The following is a 24,909-nucleotide window of genomic DNA, read 5'->3' on the forward strand; positions in this document are numbered from 1 at the left end:
GTTCCGACTCCTCTCATGCCTCTTTCACCGACGCCTCATACGGTGGGGGCATGACGCAGGAGACTCCTCCCGGGTGGTACGCCGATCCCGGACAGACAAATGACGGGCCCGCCACCGAGCGCTGGTGGGACGGCAAGACCTGGACGGACCGCATCCGCCCGGCGCAGCCGCCCGCGACCTGGGGTCCCCCGACAGGTCCGGCGTCCGCCGGTCCCACGCCGACGGATCAGGCGCCCCTTGCCGGGACTTCGACGGCACCGGCGGACCAGCCGGCCGCGGCCGGGGCGCCGACCGGGGCCGGAGCGTCGGGAGCCGGTGAGCAGGCCGGGAGCGAGATACCGGGAACGGGACAGCCGAGTGCCGCCGAGGCGGCGGGAATCGGGCAGCCGGCCGAGGCCGGGGGTCCGGCATCCACAGGGGGTCCCGGTTCCGCCGGAGGTCCCGGTTCCGCAGGGGGTCCGGGATCCGCCGGGCAGTTCAGCGGGGCCGGGCAGCCCGCGGGCGCCTGGGGCTCCGGGGCCGCCGCGTATCCAGGTGCCGCCGGGCAGCCGGGAGTCGGGGGGCAGCCCGGTAGCGGTGCGTACCCGGGGGCCGCCGGGTATCCCGCCTACCCCGCCTATCCCGCCGCGCCCGAGGGCGGAAAGGGGCGGCGGCTTCGCATGGGCGCCGCCGTCGCCGCGGCCGTGGTCGTCCTCGCCAGTATCGGCGTGGGCGTGTACGCGCTGACGGACGACGGCGGCGGTGGCGGCACGCCCACCTCGCAGGGACCCGGCGGGCCGGGTGCCCCCGGAGGCCAGGGCGGCCCGTTCGGCGGGCCGGGCGGATCCGGAGGATCGGGCGGGTCCGGAGGATCGGGCGGGTCCGGAGGATCGGGCGGGTCCGGGGGCTCCGGCGGATCGGGAGGATCCGGCGGCGACGGCGGCTCCGGTGGGCAGAGTCCGCGGCCCGAGCAGTCCGAGCCGCCGAAGATCCGGAGCGGGTCGGTGACCGATTCGGTCAGCGGGATCAGCCTGCCGATCCCGAAGGGCTGGTACGGCCAGCAGGCCAACGCCGGCGCCCAGGTGACGTCCGACGACTCCTACAAGTGCCCCGGCGACACCTCATCGACCTGCACGAAGGGCGGCGCCTACTCGGCACCGGCCCTGCTGCTCGGCACCAAGGGCGCCAACGCCGAGGAGATCGCGAAGGCGGACATCGCGAAGAACGCCGAGGAGTCCTACGGCGGCAAGTCGTACGGCGGGATCACCTCCCACGACGTGCTGGACTCCAAGGCCGTGACCGTGGCCGGGCAGAAGGGCTACCTGGTCCGCTGGAAGGCCGTCACGAGCAAGGGCGCCGACGGCATCGTGGAGTCGCTCGCGTTCCCCTCCCCCGCCAACGCGAAGCAGATGGTGGTCGTGCGGTTCGGCGTCGACGCGGACCAGAAGGAGACCGTGCTCGACGACATCGCCCAGGGCATCAAGGTGTCGACGGGCAGCGGCAACGGCCAGGACATCTGACCGCGAGCGGGCGCCCCGCGGACACCGGTCGGCCGGGTGGGGCGCCCCTGCCGCTCACAGGGGAACCCCACCCGGCCGGGGGGTGCGCGCCGCCCCCGTCCCCACGGGTCGGCGCGGTCGGGTCACCGTCCGGTCATCCGGCGGACGGCGGCCCGGGTCTCAGGTCAGGCCCAGCGTCGGCAACACGGCCGCCTCCACGAAGCGGACCAGGTAGTCCGGGTCGGCGTACTCGCCCTCCAGGACGGGCCGGATGCGCAGGACGCCGAACATCTGCGCCGGGATGTACTCCAGCGCCGGGTGATCGGCCGGCACTTCGCCCCGCTCGACCCCGCGCCGGATGATCTCCTTCAGCGCGGCGATCTCCGGCTCGACCAGCGCCTCGCGCAGGGCGCGCTGCAACTCCGGGTCCTGAGGGGCCGCGTGCACGAGCGCCTGGAGGAGCTTGGTGTCCCGGCCCGACAGCTCTCCCGCCGCCCGGGCCGCCTCACGCAGGTCGTCCGCGAGCGAGCCGGTGTCGATGCAGCGCGTCCGCCGGTGCGAGCGCAGCGCCGCCGCCACCAACTGGGGCTTGGTCTTCCACTGGCGGTAGAGCGTGGACTTGCTGCACCGGGTGCTGGCGGCGATCCCCTCCATGGTGACGGAGTCGTAGCCGCACTCCCTCAGCTGCTCCAGCACGGCGTCGTAGAACTCCTGCTCACGCTCGGGCGTGATCTTGGAGCGGCGCGTGACACCGACCGGCTCGGGCCGGTCCGCAGCCTGCGACGTCATGGGCGGTGCTCCTGGCTTTCGTCGGGCGGCCGGAAAATTCCCGGCCCGCGATGTGTTCTACGTCTATCGATACGCCAGTGTACCGGTACGCGGCCGTATCGGTACACTGGCGTATCGGTACGCTCTCGTACCGATAACAGCACCACCGTCACCGAAGGGGCCGGGGGATGAATGCCCGCACCGAGCCTGCGCCGGCGGGGTCCGACGCGATAGCGCGACCGCCGCTCGTCCGGGAGCTCCTGCTCGTCGCAGGGCTCTTCCTCGTCTACAAGTTCGGCCGTCAGCTGGCCACGGGCCACACCGGTGAGGCCGTCCACAACGCGCATCGCCTGTGGGACTTCGAGCGAGCGGTCCATCTGCCCGGCGAGGGGGCGGTGCAGTCCCTGCTGCTGCACGGCGACGGCCTGGTGCACCTCGCGAACACCTACTACGCGGCCGTCCACTTCCCGGCCACCGCCGCCTTCCTGATCTGGCTCTATCTGCGCCGCCCGGCCCACTACGTCTGGGCCCGCCGGGTGCTGGCCGCGGTCACCGCCGCAGCCCTGGCGCTGCACCTGCTGTTCCCGCTCGCCCCGCCGCGCATACTGGCGGCGACCGGTCTGGTCGACACGGCACGGCTGTACGGGCCCTCGGTGTACGGCGATCCCGCGACCGACTCCCTGTCCAACCAGTTCGCGGCGATGCCGTCGCTCCACTTCGGCTGGGCCCTCATGGTGGCCATCGGACTCGTCGTCGCGACCCGCTCGCGATGGCGCCGGCTCTGGCTGGCGCATCCGCTGCTGACACTGCTGGTGATCGTCGGTACGGCGAACCACTACTGGCTCGACGCGATCGTCGCGGCGGCCCTGCTCGGTCTCGCGCTCGCCGTGGTCCCCGTTCCGCACCGCACGGCGACCACGGCCGGCCGGGGCCACGGCACCCTCGTACCGGCTCAGCGGGACGAGCAGGCGCTCGTGGGAGCGAGCCGATGAACGCCGTCCTGATCGCCGTCGCCCTGTCTCTCGTCTCCGCCGTCGCCTACGCGGCCGCCGCGGTCGCCCAGGAGCGGCTCGCGTCCCGCTCCCCCGGCGCCGGCACGCTGCGGCTGCTCGGCAGCGGCGCCTGGTGGTGGTCGGTCGGGCTGAACGCGTCGGCCGCGCTGCTGCACGTCGTCGCCCTGCGGTACGGTCCGCTGACCGTCGTGCAGCCGCTCGGCGCGCTCACCCTGGTCGCGGCCGTACCCATGGGGGCGCGGCTGGCGGGCCGGCGGGTGAGCGCGGTCGAGTGGAAGGGCACCGCGCTGACGCTGCTCGGCCTGGGCGCGATCCTGGTCACGGCGTCGGGCCCGGCGCCGGACGATGCGCTGAGCGTTCCCGAGGCACTGGCGGTGGCGGGCGCCACCGCGGCCCTCATCGGGGTGCTGTCCCGGCCGGGCGCGCGCCCCGGCCTGCGGCACGCCTCCGCGTCGGGTCTGGCCTCCGGGGTCGCCTCGGCCCTCACGCAGACGGTGACGGTGGCCGCGACGGACCGGTCCGGTCCGGTACTGAGTGTCCAGGTGGTCGGCGTGGCCCTGCTCGTGGCGGCCTTCGCGGCCGGCGGGCTGCTGCTGTCGCAGACGGCGTACCGGGGCGGCCTGGGCGGACCGCTCGCGATGGTGACGCTGGCCAACCCGCTGGCCGCCGCGGTGATCGGCCTGTCTCTGCTGGGTGAACGCCTCCAGGGCGGCCCGGCGGGGGTGCTGCTCGCGCTCGCCGGGGCGGGGCTGGCGTCCTGGGGCGTGGTGCTGCTCAGCCGGGCGGCACCCGCGGCCGCCCCGGTGGACGACGACCATCCGGTGGCCGTCGTCCTGGCGCTGGAACCCGGTTCGGCGACGGCCGAACCGGCGCTGGTGCCCCGGCCGCACGATCCGGGGCACCTCACTCCCGCTACGCGGTGATGATCGCCGGGTCGCTCACCCCCGGCTGCCCGTTCTCGACGTGCCCCGCGAACCGCCGCAGGAACGCCTGGTCGCCCTCGGCGGTGACGGTCAGGTCGTACCAGCGGCGGCTGGCTGCGAGTTCCACGGTCCGGCACACGGTCGCGCCCGGCCGCACGGTGACGGTCGTGGGCCGTCCGCCGTAGCCGTTGGCCACCTTCAGACGGGCCGTGCCCGAGCCCTTGTTGGTGAAGGTCAGCTCGATGTCGTCACCGGTGTGGCGGGCGGTGACCTCGCAGCCGGCCGTCTTGTTCGCGCCCTTGAAGACGCGCACGAAGCCGCCCGGGCCGTGCACGGTCAGGTCGTAGGAGCCCCCGGAGTACGCCGAGTTCCAGGTGTCGGAGAGTGTCTTGCCGGCCTCGGTGGTGTACATCCAGGGGCCGTCGGCGCGGTTGCCGGAGGTGATGTGGAAGGCGGCGCCGGCCTTCGCGCCGGAGGCGAAGGTGAGGGTGAGCTTCCCGGCCGCCGCGTCGACCGAGGCGTCCACGCGCGGGGCGTACTTCAGCGGCCGGGAGCGGCGCAGGCCGCGTTCCTGCCGGGGCATGCGCGGGTCGGCGGGCGGGACCGGCTTGTAGTCCGGGTGGCGTTCGCGGTCCTGGGGCTCGTACCCGTCGGTGCCGGGCAGCGGCGCCGGGCGGGCGTCCTTGCGGGAGAAGTCGAACGCGGCGGTCAGGTCACCGCAGATGGCCCGGCGCCACGGCGAGATGTTGGTCTCGCGCACGCCGAAGCGGCGCTCCATGAACCGCAGGATCGAGGTGTGATCCAGGGTCTCGGAGCAGACGTAGCCGCCCTTGCTCCACGGCGAGACGACCAGCATCGGCACCCGGGGGCCGAGGCCGTAGGGGCCGGCCGTGTTCTTGGCGTCCCCCGGAAAGAGGTCGAGGGAGACGTCGACGGTGGACAGGCCCCGGGAGGCGTCCTTGGGCGGCAGCGGCGGCACCACGTGGTCGAAGAAGCCGTCGTTCTCGTCGTAGGTGATGAACAGGGCCGTCTTGGACCAGACCTCCGGGTTGGAGGTGAGGGCGTCCAGGACCTGGGCGATGTACCAGGCACCGTAGTTCGAGGGCCAGTTGGAGTGCTCGGAGAAGGCCTCGGGGGCGGCGATCCAGGAGATCTGGGGCAGCTCACCGGCCTTGACGTCCGCCTTCAGCCGGTCGAAGTAGCCCTCGCCCGCCTTGGCGTTCGTGCCGGTGCGGGCCTTGTCGTACCAGGGGTCGCCGGGCTTGGCGTCGCGGTACTTGTTGAAGTACAGCAGCGAGTTGTCGCCGTAGTTGCCGCGGTAGGCGTCCTGGATCCAGCCCCAGGAGCCCTGGGCGTCGAGGCCGTCGCCGATGTCCTGGTAGATCTTCCAGGAGATGCCGGCCTGCTCCAGGCGCTCGGGGTAGGTCGTCCAGCCGTAGCCGAGTTCGTCGTTGCCGAGGACCGGCCCGCCGCCGGTGCCGTCGTTGCCCGTGTAGCCGGACCACATGTAGTAGCGGTTCGGGTCGGTCGAGCCGATGAACGAGCAGTGGTAGGCGTCGCAGACGGTGAAGGAGTCGGCGAGGGCGTAGTGGAACGGGATGTCCTCGCGGGTCAGGTACGCCATGGTCGTGGTGCCCTTGGCGGGCACCCACCGGTCGTACTTGCCGCCGTCGTAGGCCTGGTGGCCGTCGGGCCAGGAGTGCGGCAGGCCCTCCAGGAACTGCATGCCGAGGTCGTCGGCGTCCGGATGGAACGGCAGGATCTCCTTGCCGTCCTTCTCCTGGTGCCAGACCGGTTTGCCGTTGTCGAGGGTGACCGGGCGAGGGTCGCCGAACCCGCGGACGCCTCTCAGGGTGCCGAAGTAGTGGTCGAAGGAACGGTTCTCCTGCATGAGGACGACGATGTGCTCGACATCCTCGATCGACCCGGTGCGGTGGTTCGCCGGAAGGGCGGCGGCACGCTGGATGCTGGCGGACAGCGCACTGAAGGCCGTGGTGACGCCCGCGAGTTGGAGGAAGCGGCGCCGGTTGACTTCGGACATGAAGGACAGACCTCTCATCCTGAGGTACGGGATGGCCGGAACGTGACGGAATCTGCGCGGAAGGAGTGTTTCAGGGACACCAAACGACAAGGAAGGGGCGCGTGACACTCATGTGAAAGTCGCCGGTACGGAGGGTGTGCCGGGGCGTTGTCAGGGGAGGGTGAGGGGCGTGACAGAGACGCAGACGGTTTCCCCGCCGACGAAACGGCCCGTTCGCCAGCTCCTCGCCGCCTCCGTGGGCAACGCGGTCGAGTGGTACGACTGGTACGCGTACACGTTTCTGGCCACCTACATAGCCACCCAGGTCTTCCCCAAGAGCGCGGACAACTCGCTGGTGCCGCTGCTGTCCACCTTCGCGGTGTTCGCGGTCGGCTTCTTCATGCGGCCGGTGGGCGGGCTGCTGATGGGCGCCGTCGCGGACCGGCACGGGCGGCGGGCGGCCCTCACCGTCACGATCCTGCTCATGGGCGGCAGCAGTCTGCTGGTCGGACTGACCCCGACGTACGCCGCGGTGGGCGTGCTCGCGCCGGTGATCCTGGTGCTGGCGCGGCTGCTCCAGGGCCTCTCCGTGGGCGGCGAGTTCGCGGCCTCGACGACCTTCCTGGTGGAGTCGGCGGGCCCCGGCCGGCGCGGCCTGTTCTCCAGCTTCCAGTACGTGTCGACGACCGTGGGACAGCTGGTCGCCTCCGGTATCGCGACGCTGCTGGTGGACACGCTCAGCGACGGGCAGATGAACGGCTGGGGCTGGCGGGTGCCGTTCGTGCTCGGGGCCGTGCTGAGCCTGGTCGGCTTCTGGATCCGGCAGGGCGCGCAGGAGACCCGCAGCGCCGAGCAGCAGCAGGCGCCGCGCCCCGGCCTGTTCGAGGCGCTGCGCCGGCACCCTCGCGAGTCGCTCCTCATCGGCGGCATCACGGCGGGTGGCACCATCGCGTACTACACGTGGACGTCGTACCTGCCGACGTACGCCGAACTCAACGCGGGCATCGAGAAGTCGGACGCGCTGCTCGCGGGCACGATCTCACTGGCCTTCTTCGCGCTGCTGCAACCGCTCGGCGGCCTGCTCTCGGACCGTTTCGGCCGCCGTCCCCTGCTGCTCTTCTTCGGCCTGGGCTTCGCGCTGCTCGCGGTGCCGCTGCTGCACACCCTGCGCGACTCGTTCGCCGTGCTGCTGCTCGTGCAGTGCGCCGGCATGGTGCTGCTGACCGGGTTCACCTCGATCAGCGCGGCCGTGAACGCGGAGATCTTCCCGCCCCGGGTCCGCGCGGCGGGCATCGGCTTCCCCTACTCCCTGACGGTGGCCCTCTTCGGCGGCACGGCCCCCTACGTCGGCACCCTGTTCAAGGAGCTGGGGCACGCGGGGCTGTTCCCCTGGTACGTCGCGGTGCTCTGCCTGGTGTCCTCGGTGGTGTATCTGCGGCTTCCGGAGACGGCTCACGCACCGCTGCGGCGGTGAGCGGAGGCGCCGTCGGGGGCGGGCTCGCCGTCCTCGCTCTTCTCGCGCGCTCCCCCGTCCTGTTCGTCGTGCGGTCCCGCTCCGTTGGGCGACCCGGCGGCGGCAGGGGCCGGCAGCCCCTCCTTGACGGCGACCCGCTCGGGATCCACCACGGCGTCGGTGGTCCTGCCCACCTCCGACAGCGTCATCTGGGCGCGGTCGTCGACGAGTCGGGTCACCAGGTGCTGTGCGGCGCCGAAGGCCGCGGCCCAGGCGAGGACCTGGGCCCTGGTGTCGAGGTCACTGAGCCCGGGGACGAAGGCCCCTCTGATCAGCAGCAGCCCCAGGAAGGCCGACAGGGCACCGGTCGGGAGCTTCAGTACCGCCGACGCCAGGGGCAGCATGTAGGGGGAATCGGTCCCCCGGATGCGGCGCAGCGAGGCGATGACGGTGAGGGCGGCACCGGCGATTCCGGCGATCTCGATGGTGACGATGTCCGTGGGGTCGGCCTTGCTGCTGGGATCGACTTTCGCCTCGCCCGGTTTCTGCACGATGTGATGCTCCGCGGTAGGGCAGACGACATCGACGTCGCGCGAGGAGCCGCTTCCGGGCGAGAAGCACAGGCTCAGCGAGCTGGGCGAGAACCACCCGTAGAGAGCCAGGCTCACCACCCCGAACAGCACGAGGACCGTCGCGGCCCACAGGATGTTGCGCAGGCTGCGTACCCGGGCCAGTTCGTCGTCCAAGTGGCTGTACGCGGCGTCGAGCGCCCGCGCCATGAGGTCCCGGTCGCTCGGCGTGATGTCACCGGAGATGATGGGACGGAGCCGCAGGGCGAGCCGGACCCGGCGGGGGTCGTCGGCGTCCATGTGATCCTTGACCAGCGCCATGACTTCGCTGGCGCGGCCCGCGGCTTCTTCGTCGGAAACCAGTTGAATCAGCAATACCTCGGCGCTGCGAATATTCGAGCACACGCCCTCACGGGCCGCCGAGCCAGACCACGGCTTCCGCCACCCGAAATCCTCGTCCGCAGCCGCACGGGCCTTTTCGAGATGCCCCCGCATTCCCTCGACGAGCGCCGTCCTGTCTCCGCGAACCCGTCTGGCGCTTTCGTGTTCCAGTTCCGCTTCGAGATAGGCGATACGAGCCCGGGCCCGAGCGCGCCAGGCCGTCCGCGGAGGCCGGCCCGACGCGAAGCCGATCATTCGAAGACGGCGGGTACGTGAAGCCTCTCCCATGACTTCCGGCCCGGCGTGCCGTCAGCGTCGTGGCCTGTGAATCCGAGCTTGCGCTGCCACATCGCGTACGACTTCCGGTCCGCCTCGCTCCACTGCGAATCGGGCCCGGCGGCGTACGCCGAGCACTCCTCCTCGATGAGGCGGAAGCCCATCGCCTCGATGACCGGGCTCGTCACGGAGGACTGGAAGAAGTCGGCGCCCGGGAACGGCTCGAAATCCCCGTGCATGGCCGGCGCGGCCACACGGATCCGCTGACCGGGATGGATGATGTCAGGATTCTCGATCTCGGGATTCCATTCGAGAATCTGATCGAGCGTCACATGATGCATGGACGCGATCTTGATGAGGGTGTCACCGCGCTTGACCACATAGAACTGCGTCTTTTCCATATGCCCAGATTAAGCGGATTCACCGTGATGAAAAAGTCGGGAATTCCGTTGCGCTTTCACTTTTTGATGCGGCAACTGCTTCCGTCTGACGGAAGGCCCGTTGCGGCGCCGGGAGAGCCGCGCCGACGATGACGGCACGACCAGAGACGGGAGCCAGCGCCCATGCCTCACATGACCGCCTTCGCCAGGAACCAGTGGTACGTCGCCGCCTACAGTCACGAGGTGGGGCGGGAGTTGCTCGGCCGGACGATCCTCGGTGAGACGCTCGTGCTGTACCGGAGCGAGGAGGACGGGACGCCGGTCGTGCTGCACGACCGGTGCGTGCACCGCCGTTATCCGCTGTCGGAGGCGCCGACGCGGCTGGACGGGGACCGGATCGTGTGCGGGTACCACGGGTTCACGTACGACACGTCCGGTACGTGCGTGTACGTGCCCGGGCAGAAACGGGTGCCGCGCACGGCCCGGATCGCCTCCTACCCGGTCGTCGAGCAGGACTCGCTGATCTGGGTGTGGATCGGCGACCCGGCCCTCGCCGACGCGCAGACCATCCCCCGGGCCCGGCACCTCGACTCCCCCGGCTGGGTCACCGTGCGCGGCATGGAGCCCATCGACTGCGACTACGGACTGCTCGTCGACAACCTCCTCGACCTGTCCCACGAGACGTATCTGCACGGCGGTTACATCGGCACCCCCGAGGTCGCCGAGACGCCGATCACCACCGAGGTCGACGAGGGTGCCGGGATCGTCCGGGTGAGCCGGCACATGGACGACGCCGAATGCCCGCCGTTCTACGCCAGGTCGACCGGCATCGAGGGCCGGATCACCCGCTGGCAGGACATCGAGTACCACGCCCCCTGTCTGTATCTGCTGCACAGCCGCATCGCCCCGGCCGGGGTGCTGCCCGAGGCGGACGGCAGCGACCCGAACGGCTTCCACACCGAGATCACGTACGCGATCACACCGTCCGGCGACGGCACGGTGTACGACTTCTGGGCGGTTTCCCGGGACTGGGCGACGGACGACGCCGAAGTGACCGAGTTCCTGCGGGGCAACAACCACACGGTCGTGATGCAGGACGTCACCGCGCTCAACCTGCTGCAGAAGACGCTCGGCACCGAACGCACCGGCTATCAGGAGCTGAGCATCAACATCGACACCGGTGGACTGGCCGCCCGCCGCATCCTCGCCCGGCTGGTGGAGCAGGGCGAGAAGCCCGTGGAGAAGGTCCGGTGACCGCTCCGACCGGCGAGGTCTACCGCATCGACTGGCTGCCCGGCACCGACACCCTGCACGGCACCTGCCACTGCGGCCGTGAGCACACCGCGCAGGACCCGGTCGAGATGTGGGAGTGGATGCTCGCCCATCCGCAGGGGCACTCCGTCGACGAGCCGCGAGGAAACAGCTCATGAGCGTGTACGAGGCCGAACTCGTCGTCGAGCGGAAGGAGTTCGCGGCCGATGGCGTGCTCGCCCTGACCCTGCGCCATCCGCTGGGCGAGCTGCTTCCGGCCTGGGAGCCGGGTGCCCATGTCGACGTCCTGCTGGAGCCCGGTCTGGAGCGGCAGTACTCGCTGTGCGGCGATCCGGCGGACCGGTCGGCCTGGCGGATCGCGGTGCTGCGCGAGAGCGCCGGGCGGGGCGGTTCGGCCCATGTGCACGAGCGGTTGGGCGAGGGGGCCGAGGTGCGGGTGCGCGGTCCCCGGAACAACTTCGGCCTGGAGCCCGCCGCCCGGTACCGGTTCGTCGCGGGCGGCATCGGCATCACGCCGATGCTGCCGATGCTGGCGGCGGCCGAGGCGGCGGGCGCCGAGTGGACGCTGCTGTACGGCGGGCGCACCCGCGGCTCCATGGCGTTCGGCGAGGAACTGAGCCGCTACGGGGGCCGCGTGACGATCGCGCCCGAGGACGAGACGGGCCTGCTGGACCTGCCCTCCGTGCTGGACGACGTGCCCGAGGGCACGCTCGTCTACTGCTGCGGCCCCGGGCCGCTGCTGGACGCGGTCGAGGCCCGGTGCCCGTCCGGGGTCCTGCGCGTCGAGCGGTTCCGGCCGAAGGAGCAGGAGACCGGCGGCGACACCGAGTTCGAGGTGGAGCTGGCGCGCAGCGGCAAGACGCTCACCGTCGCCCCGGACGTGTCCGTGCTCGACGCCGTGCGCGAGGCAGGGGTCGAGGTGCTGTACTCCTGCACCGAGGGCACCTGCGGCACGTGCGAGACCGACGTCCTCGACGGCGAGCCGGACCACCGTGACTCGGTGCTGACCGAGGACGAACGCGCGGTCGGCGGGACCATGCTGATCTGTGTGTCCCGCTGCCGCGGGAAGCGGCTCGTGCTGGACCTGTGAACCGGTCGCCCGAGCGCCGTCCCGGCCCGTAGGCACCGGGGCGGCGCTCGATCTCGTGCAGCCCTGACGGGCGGACCGGCCCGTCAGGGCGCGGCCCACAGCCCCCGGACATGCCCGAGGTGCCGGGCCATCACGGCCCGTACGGCCTCCTCGTCCCGGGCGAGCAGCGCGTCGAGGATCTCCAGGTGCTCCTCGGCCGACGCCTCCAGCCGCCCCTGTTCCACCAGCGACGTCAGGCCGTAGAGCCGCGAGCGGCGTCTGAGGTCGCGTACGACGTCGACGAGATGGCCGTTGCCCGCGAGGGCGAGCAGGCCGAGGTGGAAGCGCAGGTCGGCCTCGACGTAGGCGATGAGGTCGCCGGACGCGGCGGAGGTGACGATCTCCCGGGCGACCGGGCGGAGTGCTTCCAGGGCCACCGGGTCGGCGGTGCGGGCCAGCTCCGCCGTGGTGGGGATCTCGATCAGCGCCCGGATGTGCTTGTACTCGTCGAGCTGTTGCTCGGAGACGGCGGTGACCCGGAAGCCCTTGTTGGGCACGGTGTCGACCAGGCCCTCCTTGGCCAGGTCGAGCATGGCCTCGCGCACGGGCGTGGCGGAGACTCCGAAGCGGGCGGCGAGGCCGGGGGCCGAGTAGACCTCGCCGGGCCGCAGTTCGCCGGCGATCAGGGCGGCCCGCAGCGCGTCCGCGACCCGCTCCCGGTGGCTGGGCTTCCTGCTGCCCAGCACGGGCAGGGCGGGGGTGTGCTGCGGGGCCATGACGGTCGGGGTTCCTCTCGTGTCCTCGTACAGGGGTGTGTCTACAGGACGAACCCGGCCGGGAACGGGTCCTCGGGATCCAGCAGGTACTGGGCGGTGCCGGTGATCCAGGCGCGTCCGGTGAAACTGGGCAGCACGGCCGGGCGTCCGGCGACCTCGGTCGTGCCGAGCAGTCTGCCGGTGAACCGGGTGCCGATGAAGGACTCGTTCACGAACTCGGTGTGCAGCGGGAGTTCGCCCCGGGCGTGCAGCTGGGCCATGCGGGCGCTGGTGCCGGTGCCGCAGGGCGAGCGGTCGAACCAGCCGGGGTGGATGGCCATGGCGTGCCGGGAGTGGCGGGCGTCCGAGCCGGGGGCGGCCAGGTAGACGTGGTGGAGGCCGTGGATGGACGGGTCCTCCGGGTGGACGGGCGGGTCCTCGGCGTTGACGGCCGCCATCAGGGACAGGCCGGCCGCAAGGATGTCGTCCTTGCGTTCCCGGTCGAAGGGCAGGCCGAACTGCTCCAGCGGCAGGATCGCGTAGAAGTTGCCGCCGAAGGCGAGGTCGTACGTCACCGTCCGGCCGTCGGGGAGAGTGGCCTTGCGGTCGAGATCCACGGCGAAGGAGGGCACGTTCCGCAGGGTGACCGCCTGGGCCGCCCCGTCCTCGACGGCCACCTCGGCGACGACCGGGCCGGCCGGGGTGTCGAGCCGGATGGTGGTGACCGGCTCGACGACCTCGACCATGCCGGTCTCGACGAGCACGGTCGCCACACCGATGGTGCCGTGCCCGCACATCGGCAGATAGCCGGAGACCTCGATGTAGACGACGCCCCAGTCGCAGTCGGGGCGGGTCGGCGGCTGGAGGATCGCGCCGCTCATGGCGGAGTGGCCGCGCGGCTCGTTCATCAGCAACTGCTTGACGTCGTCGCGGTGTTCACGGAACCACAGCCGTCGTTCGTTCATGGTGGCGCCGGGGATGGTGCCGATGCCGCCGGTGATCACGCGGGTCGGCATGCCCTCGGTGTGCGAGTCGACGGCGTGCAGGACGAGTTTGCTGCGCATGTCGGTCCCCAGATTCTTGTGCGGACACGGCCTAGGTCGGGCTTTGCGGACACGACCTAGGCCAGTCCGGCCGCGACGGCCTTCTCCGTGGCGGCGCGGACCGCCGCCTCTTGCCCGGGCAGCAGGGTCGCCCGGGGCGGGCGGCAGGGCCCGCCGTGACGGCCGACGATGTCCATGGACAGCTTGATGGCCTGGACGAATTCCACTTGTGAGTCCCAGCGCAGCAGCGGATGCAGCTGCCGGTACAGGGGCAGCGCGGTGTCGAGGTCGCCGTCGACCGCCGCGCGGTACAGCTCCACCGAGGCCCGCGGCAGCGCGTTCGGGTAGCCCGCCACCCAGCCCTTGGCGCCCGCGACGGCCAGCTCCAGCAGGACGTCGTCCGCGCCGATCAACAGGTCCAGCTCGGGGGCGAGTTCGGCGATCCGGTAGGCCCGGCGGACATCGCCCGAGAACTCCTTCACGCCCTGGATGTGCCCCTCGCCGTGCAGTCGGGCGAGCAACTCGGGCACGAGGTCGACCTTGGTGTCGATCGGGTTGTTGTACGCGACGACCGGCAGGCCGGACCGGGCGACCTCGGCGTAGTGGGCGAGGACGGAACGCTCGTCGGCGCGGTAGGCGTTCGGCGGCAGCAGCATCACCGCCCGGCAGCCGGCCTCGCCGGCCTGCTCGGCCCAGCGCCGGGACTCGGCGGATCCGTACGCGGCGACGCCGGGCATCACGCGCTCCCCGCCGATCGCGGAGACGGCCGTCTCGACGACCCGCGCACGCTCCTCGGGTGTGAGCACCTGGTACTCGCCGAGGGAGCCGTTGGGCACGACGCCGTCGCAACCGTTCTCGACCAGCCAGGCGCAGTGCTCGGCGTACCGGTCGTGGTTCACCGAGAGGTCGTCGTTCAGCGGGAGCGCGGTGGCGACGAGGACGCCGCGCCAGGGGCGGTGTTCGGTCATGACTGTCCCTCCTGGGGGTGTTGCCGGGCGAGGACGCCGAGCGGCACGGGCCGGGCGAACGGGCGCTTGGCCGGGGTGGGTGCGCGGCCGGCGAGACCGGCGATCGCGGTGCCGCACATCCGGCCCTGGCACCAGCCCATCCCGGCCCGGGTGAGCAGCTTCACGGTGCGTTCGTCGCCCGCCCCGAGGTCCAGGGCCTCGCGCACGGACCCCGCGGTGACCTCCTCGCAGCGGCAGACCACGGTGTCGTCGGTCAGGTGCTCGGGCCAGTGGACGGGCGGCGCGCAGGCGGCGTCGAGGGCGGCTGCCGATCGTCTGAGCTTCGCGCGGGCCTTGAGGGCGGCCGGGGCCGGATCCGGGGCGGTGCCGTACAGGTGGGCGGCGGCCGAGCAGCCGGCGATGTGCCCCTCGGCGAGGGCCAGGGCGGCGCCGCCGATGCCGGTGGCCTCGCCGGCCGCCCACACGCCGGGCACGTCGGTGCGCTGCTCGGTGTCGACGGCCACAGTGAGGCCGTCGAGCCGGCAGCCGAGGGTCTCGGCGAGGTCGGTGTGCGGGAGCATGCCGTGGCCGACGGCGAGGGTGTCGCAGGGCAGGTGCCGTGCGGTGCCGGGCCGGACGCGCCCGTCGGCGTCGAGCGCGGCGACGGTGACGCCGGTCAGCCGGTCGTCGCCGTGGGCGCGGACGACGGTGTGCCGGGTGAGGACCGGGACGCGGTGGCGCAGCAGCCCGGCGGCGTGTCCGGCGCCCTCGGGGAGCTTGCCGGCCAGGGCGGGGGCGTGCCGGGCGAGGCGCCCCGGGTCGGTGGACTCGACGAGTGCGGCGACCTCGACGCCGGCCGCTGCGAGCCCGGTCGCCACGGGCAGCAGCAGTGGCCCGGACCCGGCCACCACGGCTCGGTGCCCCGGCACCACGAGACCGCCCTTGAGCATGGCCTGAGCTCCCCCGGCCGTGACGACGCCCGGGAGGGTCCAGCCGGGGAAGGGCAGCACGTGCTCGTAGCCGCCGGTGGCCAGGAGCACGGCGTGCGCGTGCACCTCGACGGGCTCCTCCTGCTCCGGGCCGAGCAGGGCGTGCACGGTGAAGCCGTCCGACGTGCGCTCCACGCACCACACGTGGTGTTCCGTCAGGACGCGTACGGGGCCGGCGGCGAGCCCGTCCCGCAGCCGCTCCCAGGTCCGCCACTGGTGGTGCAGCGCCTCGGGCCGCCCGGCGCCGAGTCCGGCGGCGGGCTGCCGGTAGAACTGCCCGCCGGTCTGCGCAGCGGCGTCGACGAGCGCGACCCGGACGCCGCGCGCGGAGGCCGCCAAGGCGGCGGCGAGCCCGGCCGGCCCGGCGCCGATCACGACGAGGTCAGTCCGCATGACGCGCCTCCTCGTCGCCAGTGCGGCCGCCCCGTGTGCCGGTCTCGCCGTGGGCCGTCCCGTCCTGTGTGCCGATCTCCCCACGGCCCGTGCCGCCCTGCGTGCCCATCTCCCCACGGCCCGTGCCGCCCTGCGTGCCCATCTCCCCATGGCCCGTGCCGCCCTGCGTGCCGATCTCGTCCCCCGGCCGGACCGGCACCAGGCAGGCCCGTTGGTTGGGACGGCCGTTGACGGTGACCAGGCAGTCGAAGCACACGCCGATCCCGCAGAACACCCCGCGCGGACGGCCCTCGCCCCGGGTGGAACGCCACGACGTCACCCCTGCCGACCACAGCACGGCGGCGACCGTCTGCCCGGGCAGCGCCTCGACCGGCCGCCCGTCGAACGTGACCGTGAAGGCGGGGCCGGGCCTGGCCCCCGCCAGCTCCAGCGGGTTCACTCGGCCTCCTTGGTGAAACGGTCGGGCCGGAACGGGACGAGGTCCAGGTCGGGCGTCCGCCCGGTCAGCGCCTGGGCGATCAGATGCCCGGTGCCGGTGGCGAGTCCGATGCCCGCGCCCTCGTGCCCGCAGGCATGGAAGAGCCCGGGCACCCGCGCATCGGGGCCGATCGCGGGCAGGTGGTCCGGCAGATACGGCCGGAAGCCGGCGTACGTCCGCAGGGCCCGGACTCCGGAGAGGAACGGGAAGAGCGCGATCGCGCCGGCGGCCAGCGCGCGCAGCGCCGGGAGAGACAGGGACCGGTCGAAGCCGACCCGTTCGCGGCTGGCGCCGATGAGGACCGGTCCGGCGGGGGTGCCCTCGACCACCGGGGAGGTCTGCAGCGCCGCCGAGTCGCTGGCGACGTCGGCCACGTAGTCGGCGGCGTACACCTTGTGCCGGATGCGGGGCGGCAGCGGTTCGGTGACCAGCACGAAACCCCGCCGGGGCCGTACCGGCAGCAGGACTCCGGCGCGGGCCGCCAGCTCGCCGCCCCAGGTGCCGGCCGCGTTGACGACCGCGGGCGCGTGCAGGTCGCCCCGGTCGGTGCGCACGCCGCGCACCGCACCGTCCGGGCCGCGCAGCACCCCGGTCACCTCCTGCCCGGTGCGCACCCGGGCCTTCGAGGCGCGCAGCAGATGGGCCGCCGCGAGGGCGGGCATCACCTGGGCGTCCTGCGGGTAGTGCATGCCGCCCGCGAGGCCCGGGGCCAGGCAGGGCTCCAGGTCGGTGAGCCGGTCGGGCGGCACCGGGACGGCCTCGACCCCGGCCGCGCGCTGCTCGGCGGCGAACTTCTCCAGCCCGGTCAGAGCCCGGTCCGTGCCCGCGACGACGACACCGCCCTTGGCCTCGTACTCGACGGCTTCGCCCAGCCCCTCCCGGGCCAGTCCGGCCCAGAGCCGGGCGGACAGCAGGGCCAGTTCGAGCTCCGGTCCGGGTTCCTTGTCGGAGACGAGAAGGTTCCCCTCCCCCGCTCCGGTCGTGCCGCCGGCCACCGGGCCCCGGTCCACCACGACGGTGTCCAGGCCGGCGCGGGCCGCGTACAGGGCGGTGGCGGCGCCGACCACGCCGGCACCGACCACCACGACATCGCAGGTCAGCGACTCGCTCACGTCAGTACCATGTCACACACCACAGGGCCTGGGAAGGGTGCGGACAAGGACAGGCGGACGCGCGGAGGCGGTCGACAAGGGGCGAACGCGCGGGAGCGGTCAGTCGGCCGCGGGGACGACCCTCAGGTGGGACACGGTCGCGGCGCGGCGCGTGCGGCGCTCCCGGGACGCGGAGCGGCGGGCCTCGCGCAGGACGAACGTGACCCGGGCGCAGCCCAGTTCCTCGAGCGTCCTGGACGTCTCGACGACGATCCTGCACTCGGTGACGCCCCGGCGCGGATCGGGGTGCAGCAGCGGCCGTACGGCACCGTCCTGCTCGACGGCGTCCTCGCCGACCGCGCGGATCCAGTGCGGCAGGCCGTGCCGGTAGGCGGCCTCCATGATCGGGTCCTGGGCGATGTCGCGGCGGATGGCCTGCAGGCCGTGATCGGGGCCGTACCCCTCCACGGTCCGCGCGAAGTGCGCGAGCATCGGCAGGCACCAGCTGGCCTCGTGGTCGCCGAGCACGCCGGGAGCGTCGGGGTGGAACAGCACGAACCTGAGGAAGTTGTCGCCCGGCATCGCCGTCGGGTGTGGTCCGACCTCACGGAAAAGTGACCGGAAGGCGCTGTTGGTCAGCACCACGTCCCAGCAGTGGTCGACGACGAGGGAGGGGAAGGAGACTCCCTCCAGGAGCCCGGCGTAGTCCTCCAGGTAGGCCTGGGCCTCGGGAGTCTCGGGGACGGGCCGCGGTGCCGGCCGCTGCCCTCCTGCCTGATATGCCATCGGGAGGTCACCCCTCTTGCCTGTGCGGCCTTGACGCGGCGCCCCGATCCTGCTGCCCCGGGTTGAGGCGTGTCAACTATCGTGGCATTCCGTGCCTGTTGACGGCTGAAATTGGCCACAGTTGTGGCGAGACCTGGATGTGAGTTCGAAGCACCGGCTACGCTCCGGGAAGTTCACGCCGGGGTAGGTCACGGCATCCACTTGTGAGAAGCCTGTGAGATACGTAGGAGATCTGTCGGTGACGGGTGGCTTCGTCGAGGGTCCGGGCGCCACGCCGACGGCCGTGCTACCGGCCGTCGTCTCCCGTGTCGGCGCGCTCGCCGACCGGCTCGGCGTGCCGCAGGCCGAGGTCTTCGACATCGGCCGGCTGTCCGTCGCCTCCGGGGTTCCGGATCCCGTGGTCAAGGCCCTGCTCTGCGGCCGGCCGGCGGGCGAGCCCGACGTCCAGGCCCGATTCCTGCAGCGTCTGGACCTGTTGCGCCGGACCCGGCTCAAGCCCAACGGCCGCAAGTACACCCAGCAGGAGATCGCCGACGGCGCGGGCATGTCGCGCCAGCAGGCCGGCGCCCTCATCAACGGCGACCGGCGGCCGACCATGGAACACTGCGACGCCCTCCAGAGGTTCTTCCGGGTGCACGCCGGCTTCCTGACGGCCGAGGACCCCGAGGCGCTCGTGAGCGCCCTCCAGCACACCGAGCAGGAGCTGCTGCAGAAGCTCGCCGACCGCGAGCGGGAGGCGGCCGCGGCGGCGGACGACCCGCTGGAGCGGCTGCTGCAGGACCACGGCGTGCGCGGCATCGCCTGGCGGGCCGCGCAACTGCCCACCGACCAGCACCGCGACAAGGTCGCGGAGTGGCTGGACATGCTCCTGGAGAGCGTCAAGCGGCCCGAGTCGTGACCGTGGGGAGAACTGTGGGCATCGGTAAGGAAATGCGCCGCCTGTGTGGCGAGCTGGTCGCGGAGCTGACCCTCCCCGCGCCGGCCCGGCCCGAGGAGCTGTACGCCGCCCTGTGCGACGGCATGAGCAGACGCCGCGGCCGTCCCGTCCTCTTCCGTACGGCCGCGTTCCCGCCCGGGACCGCCAGCGGGCTCTGGCTCGACATGGCCGACCAGGACCTCGTCGTGATCGAGGAACGCACCGCTCCCGAGCACCAGTTGGTGATCCTGGGCCACGAGCTGTGGCACATGAAGGCCGGGCACTGCTCCCACCACGTCGAGGGCGCGGCCGTGGCGGCCCGGCTGCTCGACGACGGCGCCGACCTCGAGGCGACGGTGCTGAAGGTCGCCGCGCGCACCCGTTTCGACCTCGACGACGAGATGGAGGCCGAGAGCTTCGGCCTGCTGCTCGCCAGCAAGTGCCGGGCGTGGCTCGCGGGTTCGTCGTCGCGGGGGCCGGTGCAGCGGGACCACCTGGCGGGTCGGATCGAGGCGTCACTGGGGTATCGCGGACCGCAGGGCTGACGGGGCGCCGCCACGGCAACGTGGTGCGGTCCGCCTCCGCCGAGCGGGCGAACCGGAGGGCGGCGGGACCGGATTGTCAGTGGTGGGCGGCAAGCTGGAGGGGCGCCACCGCCGTGCGGGGCGTGCGCGCCGCGAGGGCGCGGGACCGACGACGCCGACACGGGGAGAGCCGACCGATGCCCACCGCCGTTCTGACCGATCGTGAACGCACCGCCGTCCAGGCCTATCTGCGGCTGCTGCACACCGTCCGTGCCGCCTTCGACCTGGAGGGCAGCCCGCCGCTCGTCCCGCCCGCGGTGCTCGCCGAGGCCGAGCAGGCCCTGGAGCGCGCGGGACTGACCGGCAACGAGGAGGCGTTCTTCCGCCTCCTGGAGAACTGGTGCCCGGAGCCGGGCCCCTGACCCGGGGCGCCCCTGACCGGATCGGGAGGGCGGGAGCGCCCGTGTGGCAGACCCGGGCCGGGTTGTGCGGGACGGGGGCGGCCGTGCGGCAGCCCCTGGGCGGGTTGGGGGGGCAGGGGCAGCCATGCGGCAGACCCGGGCCGGATCGGGAGGGCGGGGGCGCCCGTGCGGCAGACCCGGCCGGGTTGCTTGGGACCGGGTCAGCCGTGCGGCAGGGCGATCGCCGTCGCGATCAGGCCCCGCCCCGCCGTCCAGCGGCCGTCGAAGTGGCCGATGCGGCGGCCGCCCACCCAGGGGCCGGGGACGAGCAGCGCCGCGCGGAAGGTGCCGTCGGCGGTGAGTTCGATGTCGGCCTCCATGAAGTCCAGCCACTTCCCGGTGAGCGGGAACCACGCCTTGTAGACGGACTCCTTCGCGCTGAACAGCAGCCGGTCCCCATGGATGTCGGGGCGTTCGGCCGCGAGCCCGCGCAGCCGGTCCGCCTCGGCCGGCAGGGCCACGGACGGCAGGACACCCTCGGGCAGCGGCCCGTGGATCTCGGCGTCGATGCCCAGGGAGGCCAGGTCGCCGGCGCGGACCAGGGCCGCGGCGCAGTAGCCGTCGCAGTGGGTCATGCTGCCGACCAGTCCGGCCGGCCAGCGGGGGGCGCCGCGCTCCCCGGGCAGGATCGGCTGCGGCGGCACACCGAGCTTCTCCATGGCGCGGCGGGCGCAGGAGCGCACGGTGGCGAACTCCCTGCGCCGCTTGGCGACCGCCCGGGCCACGAGCGCCGCCTCCTCGGGGTACAGCGGGGTGTCCGTGTCCTCGTGGCCGTACGCCTCCACGGTGACCACGGCGTCCGGCAGCAGTTCCTCGATCACCGCTGCTCGCCCTCCCTCGGCAGGATGCGCCGCAGCCGCCCCGGCGGCTGGGCCCGCTTGCTCCACTCGCGCGGATAGCCCACCGACACCTCTTCGAAGGGCACGCCCTCGTGGAAGGTGGTGCGGGGGATGTGCAGATGGCCGTAGACCATGGTGTGCACGCGGAACCTGCGGTGCCAGTCGGCGGTCAGGTCCGTGCCGCACCACATGGCGAACTCGGGGTGCCACAGCACGTCCATCGGATGCCGGTGCAGCGGGTAGTGGTTGACGGGGATCACCGGCAGGTCGCCGGGGAGTGCGGCGAGTCTGCGTTCGGTCTCGGCGACCCGGGCCCGGCACCAGGCCTCCCGGCTCGGGTACGGGTCGGGGTGCAGCAGGTACTCGTCGGTGCACACGATCCCGGTGCCCTGCGCGTACTCCAGGCCCTGCTCCTTGGTCGTGCAGCCGGCCGGCAGGAACGAGTAGTCGTACAGCAGGAACAGCGGGGCGACGGCGACCGGGCCGCCGGGGCCGTCCCAGACGGGGTAGGGGTCCTCGGGGGTCGTCACGCCGAGTTCGCGGCACAGCTCGACCAGGTGCGTGTAGCGGTCGGCACCGCGCAGGGTGACGGCGTCGCTCGGATGGGTCCACAGCTCGTGGTTGCCGGGCACCCAGACGACCTTGCGGAAGCGGCCCGCGAGCGTCTCCAGGGCCCAGCGGATGTCCGCCACGGTCTCCGCGACGTCACCGGCCACGAGCAGCCAGTCGTCGTCCGTCCCGGGCCGCATGCCCTCGACCAGGGCGCGGTTCTCCGGGTAGCCGATGTGCAGATCGCTGATGGCCAGCAGTTGTGCGGCGCCACCGGCCGTCGACGTCACCTCTCGCCCCCTCCGCGCGCACCCGGACGTCACCAAGAGATCACATCCGCGCGACGGGGTGCAAGAGCGGCCCGGCGCCGTGGCCGGAGAATTCCTTCACACGCGCGTTGCACGACAGGGCTCGCCGAAGCCGTATGATCTGGCCCAACACCACCGCTACGAACTTCCCTTTCACAGGGGCGGTTTGGTGTCCCTCCATTTTCCTGCCCGGGCACGGGCTGCTCAGCCCTGCCCGCGAACCGTGAAAGGCGGCCTGCATGGTCTCTCGCGTACGCGTCTGGCTCAACCGCACGTACGCGGAGAACGTGTTCTTCATGGATCAGCTGCGGAGAAATCCCAGCGACCGGGCCGTCGAGATCCACGCCACCCACGGCGACCCCGACTCGCCGGTGCTGGCCGCCGCCGACACCGCCGAGCTGGAGCCCGAGAACCTGTCCCCGGCCGGGTACGTCGAGTACGCGCTGGACCAGTGCGCGCGGCGCGGCATCGACGTGTTCGTGCCCCGGCTGCACCAGTCGGCGATCGTGGCGCACCGCGCCGAGTTCGAGGCGATCGGCACCGCGCTGCTGGCGCCGCCGCCGGAGGCCGTGGCCGTCTTCCACGACAAGGTGATCGCCTACGAGGCGGTCCAGGCGATCGGCGTGCCGGTTCCGCCGTGGTACCGGGTCCGCGCGGCGGACGAACTCGTCGCAGCCGTCGAGGAGTTGGAGTCCGGCGGGCACAAGGCCTGCTTCAAGCCGGCGTCCGGGGCCGGCGGGGTGGGCTTCCGGGTGATCACGCGTACGCCCTTCTCGCTGACGCATCTGAGCGGGTTCCCCAGCCCGTATGTGCCGCTCGACGTGGTGCTGGAGGCACTGCGGCAGGCCGAGGAGCCGGTCGACTGGCTGGTGATGCCGCGTCTGGAGCAGCCCGAGGTGTCGGTGGACTGCCTGACCGGCCCGGACAACCGGGTCCGGCTGGCGGTGGGCCGCACCAAGAACGGCCGCCGCCGGGGCTTCACGCTGCACGAGCAGTGGCTGGACCCGGCGCGGCGGATCGCGGAGGGCTTCGGTCTGCACTACCTGTCCAACATCCAGTTCCGGATGTTCGGCGACCGGCCGGTCCTCATGGACGTCAACACCCGCCCGGCCGGCGGACTGCACCAGCTGTCCCTGTGCGGTGTCAACGCCCCCTGGGCCGCTGTGCAGCTGGCCCTCGGCGAGGACCCGGGAGAGGTGGTGCCGCCGTTCCTGGGCCAGGACTACACGGTGGTGTCGGGGCCGCGTCCGCTGCGACCGGTGTCGCTGCCGCACCAGCGGCCGGAGACGGCGGACCCGCTGCCGGCGGTACCGGCGCCCCCGTCGGCCGCACCGGCCGACGCCGTCGGGTCGGCGGCCCAGGCGCTGCCCCTCTGAGGTCTCAGACCCTGGCGGCGATCGCCTCGCGCCACACGGGGCTGTCGACGTAGTGGTTGTCGAAGCGTTCCGAGGAGTCCTTGATCTCCTGCGGGTCGGCCTCGCCGCGCATCACCCGGCCCAGCAGCCGGAGGTAGTCGAAGCGCCCGGCGCCCGGGGTGAAGACGAACAGCACGTCGGCTGTCGCACCGGGCGCGGCGGCGAAGGCGTGCGGGGTGTTCGGCGGTACGAGAAGGAAGTCACCGGCTCGCAGCACGGTGATCTCCTCGCCCACCAGTACCTGGAGCGCGCCGTCGATGACGTAGAACATCTCGGACGCCTCGGTGTGCAGGTGGGCGGGTGCGCCGACCGCGCCCTCGGCGAACGTCGACCGGTAGGCGGTGAGCCGTCCGCCGGTGTTCCCGGAGTCGGTGAGCAGGGTCATCACGCTGCTGGGGTCGCGCGTCGTCTCGGCCTCGGCGGCGCGGGTGAGGACCGGTGCGAAGCCGCTGCTGTTTCGCGTGTCGTTCTGTGTCGTCGTCATGACATCGACTCTAGGGAGCCGGGCGACCCACGGCAGGGGGCACTTCGGTGCCGTGATCGTGGGTCAATTCGAGGGGTGTCAGAAGCGGCCCCCGCCCCGGTAGAGGTCCAGTTCTCCTTCCAGTTCGACGGCCAGCACCGTGGCGTGCGGGTCGACGTCGGCTGCGGACGGCGGCGCGATCCAGAGGATGCCCGGTGTCTCGTGCAGGCCGCCGGTGACCTGGTGGGCCAGTTCGGTGCCGCTGCCCAGGACCGAGACCCGGCGGACCGTGTTGAGCAGTCCGCGGACGTTGATCTCGGCCCGCGGGGCGTCGAAGAGGGTCAGGTAGAGGGTGCGGCGGTCCTTGGACAGGGTGCTCGGGCCGTAGTGGTGCCCGGGCGGGAGTCCTCGGACGGTGCCGTACACCGCTTCGGCGTGCCGGGCGATCCAGTCGCCGAGCCCTTCCAGCCGCCGGGCCTGCTCGTCCGTGATCGTGCCGTCCTCCCGCGGGCCGACGCTGAGGAGCAGGTTCCCTCCGCCGCCTATGGTCTCGGTGAAGTAGCGGATCAGCTGGTCGACGGACTTGTGGTGGTGGTCGTGGTGCTGGTGGCCCCAGGAGTCGTTGATCGTGAGGCAGAGCTCCCAGGGGCCCTCCGGGGGGATGACGGGGGCGCCCTGCTCGGGGGTGGCGTAGTCGCCCTCGCTCAGCATGCGGGCGTTGAAGACGACGTCCGGCACCTCGGAGCGGATGAGGGCGGCGAGTTCGGGGATGCGCCACTGCTCCTCGCTGCGGTCCCACTCGCCGTCGAACCACATCAGGTCGGGCCGGTAGCGGTGGGTGAGTTCACGGATCTGGCCGTCGCGGTAGGCGAGGAACCTCTCCCAGGCCTGGAGGTCCTCGAACTCGGCGGCGACCTCGGAGTAGCGGTTGTCCTCCAGCTCCGGCGGGCGGCCCGGCTTGCGGGTGGAGGCGTAGTCGGGGTGGCTCCAGTCGGAGTGGGAGTAGTAGAGGCCGACCTTGAGGCCCTGCTCGCGCAGGGCCTCGGCGTAGCCGCCGATCAGGTCACGGCCCACGTTCAGCTCGCCGTACGCGGTGTCCCACAGGGCGACCCCGTCGTGGTGGCGGCTGGTGAGGACGGCGTACCTGGCGCCGGCCCGCGCGAAGAGCCTCGCCCAGTCGCGCGGGTCGTAACGGGCGGCCGTGAACCGGTCGAGCTGGGACATGTACCGGTCGTGCGGAACGATGTCGTCGTAGAACGACCAGGACTCCTGGACGCCGTCGACGGCGTAGATGCCCCAGTGGACGAAGATGCCGAGCTTGGCGTCCTCGAACCACGGCTGCATGGCCAT

The 24,909-nt window shown here is 72.5% G+C and carries 25 protein-coding genes and 2 pseudogenes; 12 read left to right on the forward strand and 15 right to left on the reverse strand.

Translation table 11 applies throughout. The features are described from left to right. Positions 1-50: 50 nt before the first annotated feature. Both IE153_RS41415 and IE153_RS03310 read left to right on the forward strand, forming a co-directional pair. A pseudogene (locus IE153_RS41415) lies at positions 51-131 on the forward strand (DUF2510 domain-containing protein); the annotation flags it as partial. A gap of 246 nt (positions 132-377) precedes the next feature. Beyond that, a complete protein-coding gene (locus IE153_RS03310) occupies positions 378-1,499 on the forward strand; it encodes a hypothetical protein (protein WP_438817897.1) in 1,122 nt (373 codons plus the stop codon). 159 nt (positions 1,500-1,658) lie between these two features. Here IE153_RS03310 and IE153_RS03315 read toward each other — a convergent pair whose 3' ends face one another. After that, entirely contained in the window at positions 1,659-2,267 is a 609-nt protein-coding gene (locus IE153_RS03315) for a TetR/AcrR family transcriptional regulator (RefSeq protein ID WP_189588239.1), read from the reverse strand. 167 nt (positions 2,268-2,434) lie between these two features. On the opposite strand from IE153_RS03315, the gene IE153_RS03320 reads away from it, so the two are divergent. Next, positions 2,435-3,238, forward strand: a complete 804-nt coding sequence (locus IE153_RS03320) for a phosphatase PAP2 family protein (RefSeq protein WP_189588240.1) — start codon at positions 2,435-2,437, stop codon at positions 3,236-3,238. Further along, complete coding sequence (locus IE153_RS03325; protein WP_189588241.1) at positions 3,235-4,182, forward strand: DMT family protein; 948 nt, start codon at positions 3,235-3,237, stop codon at positions 4,180-4,182. The genes IE153_RS03320 and IE153_RS03325 overlap by 4 nt, the downstream gene beginning before the upstream one ends. On the opposite strand, the gene IE153_RS03330 is transcribed toward IE153_RS03325, so the two are convergent. Next, on the reverse strand, positions 4,172-6,223 hold the full coding sequence (locus tag IE153_RS03330) for a phosphocholine-specific phospholipase C (protein WP_189588242.1): 2,052 nt from the start codon (positions 6,221-6,223) through the stop codon (positions 4,172-4,174). The two genes, IE153_RS03325 and IE153_RS03330, sit on opposite strands and share 11 nt — an antisense overlap. A 169-nt stretch (positions 6,224-6,392) precedes the next feature. On the opposite strand from IE153_RS03330, the gene IE153_RS03335 reads away from it, so the two are divergent. Beyond that, a complete protein-coding gene (locus tag IE153_RS03335) occupies positions 6,393-7,676 on the forward strand; it encodes an MFS transporter (RefSeq protein ID WP_189588243.1) in 1,284 nt (427 codons plus the stop codon). Here the strand turns inward: IE153_RS03335 and IE153_RS03340 are convergent. After that, the gene (locus IE153_RS03340) at positions 7,655-8,860 is read right to left on the reverse strand and encodes a hypothetical protein (RefSeq protein ID WP_189588244.1); all 1,206 of its coding nucleotides are present in this window, start codon (positions 8,858-8,860) and stop codon (positions 7,655-7,657) included. The genes IE153_RS03335 and IE153_RS03340 overlap by 22 nt on opposite strands. Further along, entirely contained in the window at positions 8,857-9,282 is a 426-nt protein-coding gene (locus IE153_RS42860) for a peptidoglycan-binding protein (protein ID WP_189588245.1), read from the reverse strand. Before IE153_RS42860 ends, IE153_RS03340 begins: the two co-directional genes overlap by 4 nt. Positions 9,283-9,444: 162 nt before the next feature. Here IE153_RS42860 and IE153_RS03350 point away from each other — a divergent pair, with 162 nt between their 5' ends. The 3 genes from IE153_RS03350 to IE153_RS03360 are packed head-to-tail and all read left to right on the forward strand — an operon-like array spanning position 9,445 to position 11,623. After that, positions 9,445-10,515 carry a Rieske 2Fe-2S domain-containing protein gene (locus IE153_RS03350; RefSeq protein ID WP_189588246.1) on the forward strand — a complete coding sequence of 357 codons (1,071 nt, stop codon included), beginning with the start codon at positions 9,445-9,447 and terminating at the stop codon, positions 10,513-10,515. After that, complete coding sequence (locus IE153_RS03355; RefSeq protein WP_189588247.1) at positions 10,512-10,691, forward strand: hypothetical protein; 180 nt, start codon at positions 10,512-10,514, stop codon at positions 10,689-10,691. Before IE153_RS03350 ends, IE153_RS03355 begins: the two co-directional genes overlap by 4 nt. After that, positions 10,688-11,623 carry a PDR/VanB family oxidoreductase gene (locus IE153_RS03360; RefSeq protein WP_189588248.1) on the forward strand — a complete coding sequence of 312 codons (936 nt, stop codon included), beginning with the start codon at positions 10,688-10,690 and terminating at the stop codon, positions 11,621-11,623. The genes IE153_RS03355 and IE153_RS03360 overlap by 4 nt, the downstream gene beginning before the upstream one ends. A gap of 83 nt (positions 11,624-11,706) precedes the next feature. Here IE153_RS03360 and IE153_RS03365 read toward each other — a convergent pair whose 3' ends face one another. The 7 genes and pseudogenes from IE153_RS03365 to IE153_RS03395 all read right to left on the reverse strand — a co-directional run bounded on the left by IE153_RS03365 (position 11,707) and on the right by IE153_RS03395 (position 18,084). Further along, a complete protein-coding gene (locus IE153_RS03365; RefSeq protein WP_189588249.1) occupies positions 11,707-12,378 on the reverse strand; it encodes a GntR family transcriptional regulator in 672 nt (223 codons plus the stop codon). A 41-nt stretch (positions 12,379-12,419) separates the two neighbouring features. Then, positions 12,420-13,421 carry a proline racemase family protein gene (locus IE153_RS03370; RefSeq protein ID WP_189588250.1) on the reverse strand — a complete coding sequence of 334 codons (1,002 nt, stop codon included), beginning with the start codon at positions 13,419-13,421 and terminating at the stop codon, positions 12,420-12,422. A 56-nt stretch (positions 13,422-13,477) separates the two neighbouring features. Then, complete coding sequence (locus IE153_RS03375) at positions 13,478-14,368, reverse strand: dihydrodipicolinate synthase family protein (RefSeq protein WP_189588251.1); 891 nt, start codon at positions 14,366-14,368, stop codon at positions 13,478-13,480. Continuing rightward, positions 14,365-15,729, reverse strand: coding sequence for an FAD/NAD(P)-dependent oxidoreductase (locus IE153_RS03380; protein WP_189588252.1), 1,365 nt, complete (start codon positions 15,727-15,729; stop codon positions 14,365-14,367). Before IE153_RS03380 ends, IE153_RS03375 begins: the two co-directional genes overlap by 4 nt. 142 nt (positions 15,730-15,871) lie before the next feature. After that, a pseudogene (locus IE153_RS03385) lies at positions 15,872-16,168 on the reverse strand ((2Fe-2S)-binding protein); the annotation flags it as partial. Further along, positions 16,165-17,319: an NAD(P)/FAD-dependent oxidoreductase gene (locus IE153_RS03390; protein WP_189588254.1), complete on the reverse strand. Its 1,155-nt coding sequence runs from the start codon at positions 17,317-17,319 to the stop codon at positions 16,165-16,167. The pseudogene IE153_RS03385 and the gene IE153_RS03390, both read right to left, overlap by 4 nt. 99 nt (positions 17,320-17,418) lie before the next feature. Next, positions 17,419-18,084, reverse strand: a complete 666-nt coding sequence (locus IE153_RS03395; RefSeq protein WP_189588255.1) for an MmyB family transcriptional regulator — start codon at positions 18,082-18,084, stop codon at positions 17,419-17,421. Between the two features lie 238 nt (positions 18,085-18,322). On the opposite strand from IE153_RS03395, the gene IE153_RS03400 reads away from it, so the two are divergent. The 3 genes from IE153_RS03400 to IE153_RS03410 all read left to right on the forward strand — a co-directional run bounded on the left by IE153_RS03400 (position 18,323) and on the right by IE153_RS03410 (position 19,946). Beyond that, positions 18,323-18,982, forward strand: a complete 660-nt coding sequence (locus tag IE153_RS03400) for a helix-turn-helix domain-containing protein (protein WP_189588256.1) — start codon at positions 18,323-18,325, stop codon at positions 18,980-18,982. 32 nt (positions 18,983-19,014) lie between these two features. After that, complete coding sequence (locus IE153_RS03405; protein WP_189588257.1) at positions 19,015-19,545, forward strand: toxin-antitoxin system, toxin component; 531 nt, start codon at positions 19,015-19,017, stop codon at positions 19,543-19,545. A 176-nt stretch (positions 19,546-19,721) separates the two neighbouring features. Next, positions 19,722-19,946, forward strand: a complete 225-nt coding sequence (locus IE153_RS03410) for a hypothetical protein (RefSeq protein ID WP_031109019.1) — start codon at positions 19,722-19,724, stop codon at positions 19,944-19,946. A 200-nt stretch (positions 19,947-20,146) separates the two neighbouring features. Here IE153_RS03410 and IE153_RS03415 read toward each other — a convergent pair whose 3' ends face one another. Both IE153_RS03415 and IE153_RS03420 read right to left on the reverse strand, forming a co-directional pair. Continuing rightward, positions 20,147-20,806: a 4'-phosphopantetheinyl transferase family protein gene (locus IE153_RS03415; RefSeq protein WP_189588258.1), complete on the reverse strand. Its 660-nt coding sequence runs from the start codon at positions 20,804-20,806 to the stop codon at positions 20,147-20,149. Continuing rightward, on the reverse strand, positions 20,803-21,663 hold the full coding sequence (locus IE153_RS03420; protein ID WP_189588259.1) for a metallophosphoesterase family protein: 861 nt from the start codon (positions 21,661-21,663) through the stop codon (positions 20,803-20,805). The genes IE153_RS03415 and IE153_RS03420 overlap by 4 nt, the downstream gene beginning before the upstream one ends. A 257-nt stretch (positions 21,664-21,920) precedes the next feature. Between IE153_RS03420 and IE153_RS03425 the strand changes: the two genes are divergently transcribed. Continuing rightward, positions 21,921-23,057: an ATP-grasp domain-containing protein gene (locus IE153_RS03425; RefSeq protein ID WP_189588260.1), complete on the forward strand. Its 1,137-nt coding sequence runs from the start codon at positions 21,921-21,923 to the stop codon at positions 23,055-23,057. A gap of 4 nt (positions 23,058-23,061) precedes the next feature. On the opposite strand, the gene IE153_RS03430 is transcribed toward IE153_RS03425, so the two are convergent. Both IE153_RS03430 and IE153_RS03435 read right to left on the reverse strand, forming a co-directional pair. Continuing rightward, the gene (locus tag IE153_RS03430; protein WP_189588261.1) at positions 23,062-23,580 is read right to left on the reverse strand and encodes a cupin domain-containing protein; all 519 of its coding nucleotides are present in this window, start codon (positions 23,578-23,580) and stop codon (positions 23,062-23,064) included. A 78-nt stretch (positions 23,581-23,658) separates the two neighbouring features. Beyond that, positions 23,659-24,909, reverse strand: a complete 1,251-nt coding sequence (locus IE153_RS03435) for an alpha-L-fucosidase (protein WP_189588262.1) — start codon at positions 24,907-24,909, stop codon at positions 23,659-23,661.

The organism is Streptomyces massasporeus, assembly GCF_014648995.1.
Lineage (GTDB): Bacteria > Actinomycetota > Actinomycetes > Streptomycetales > Streptomycetaceae > Streptomyces > Streptomyces massasporeus.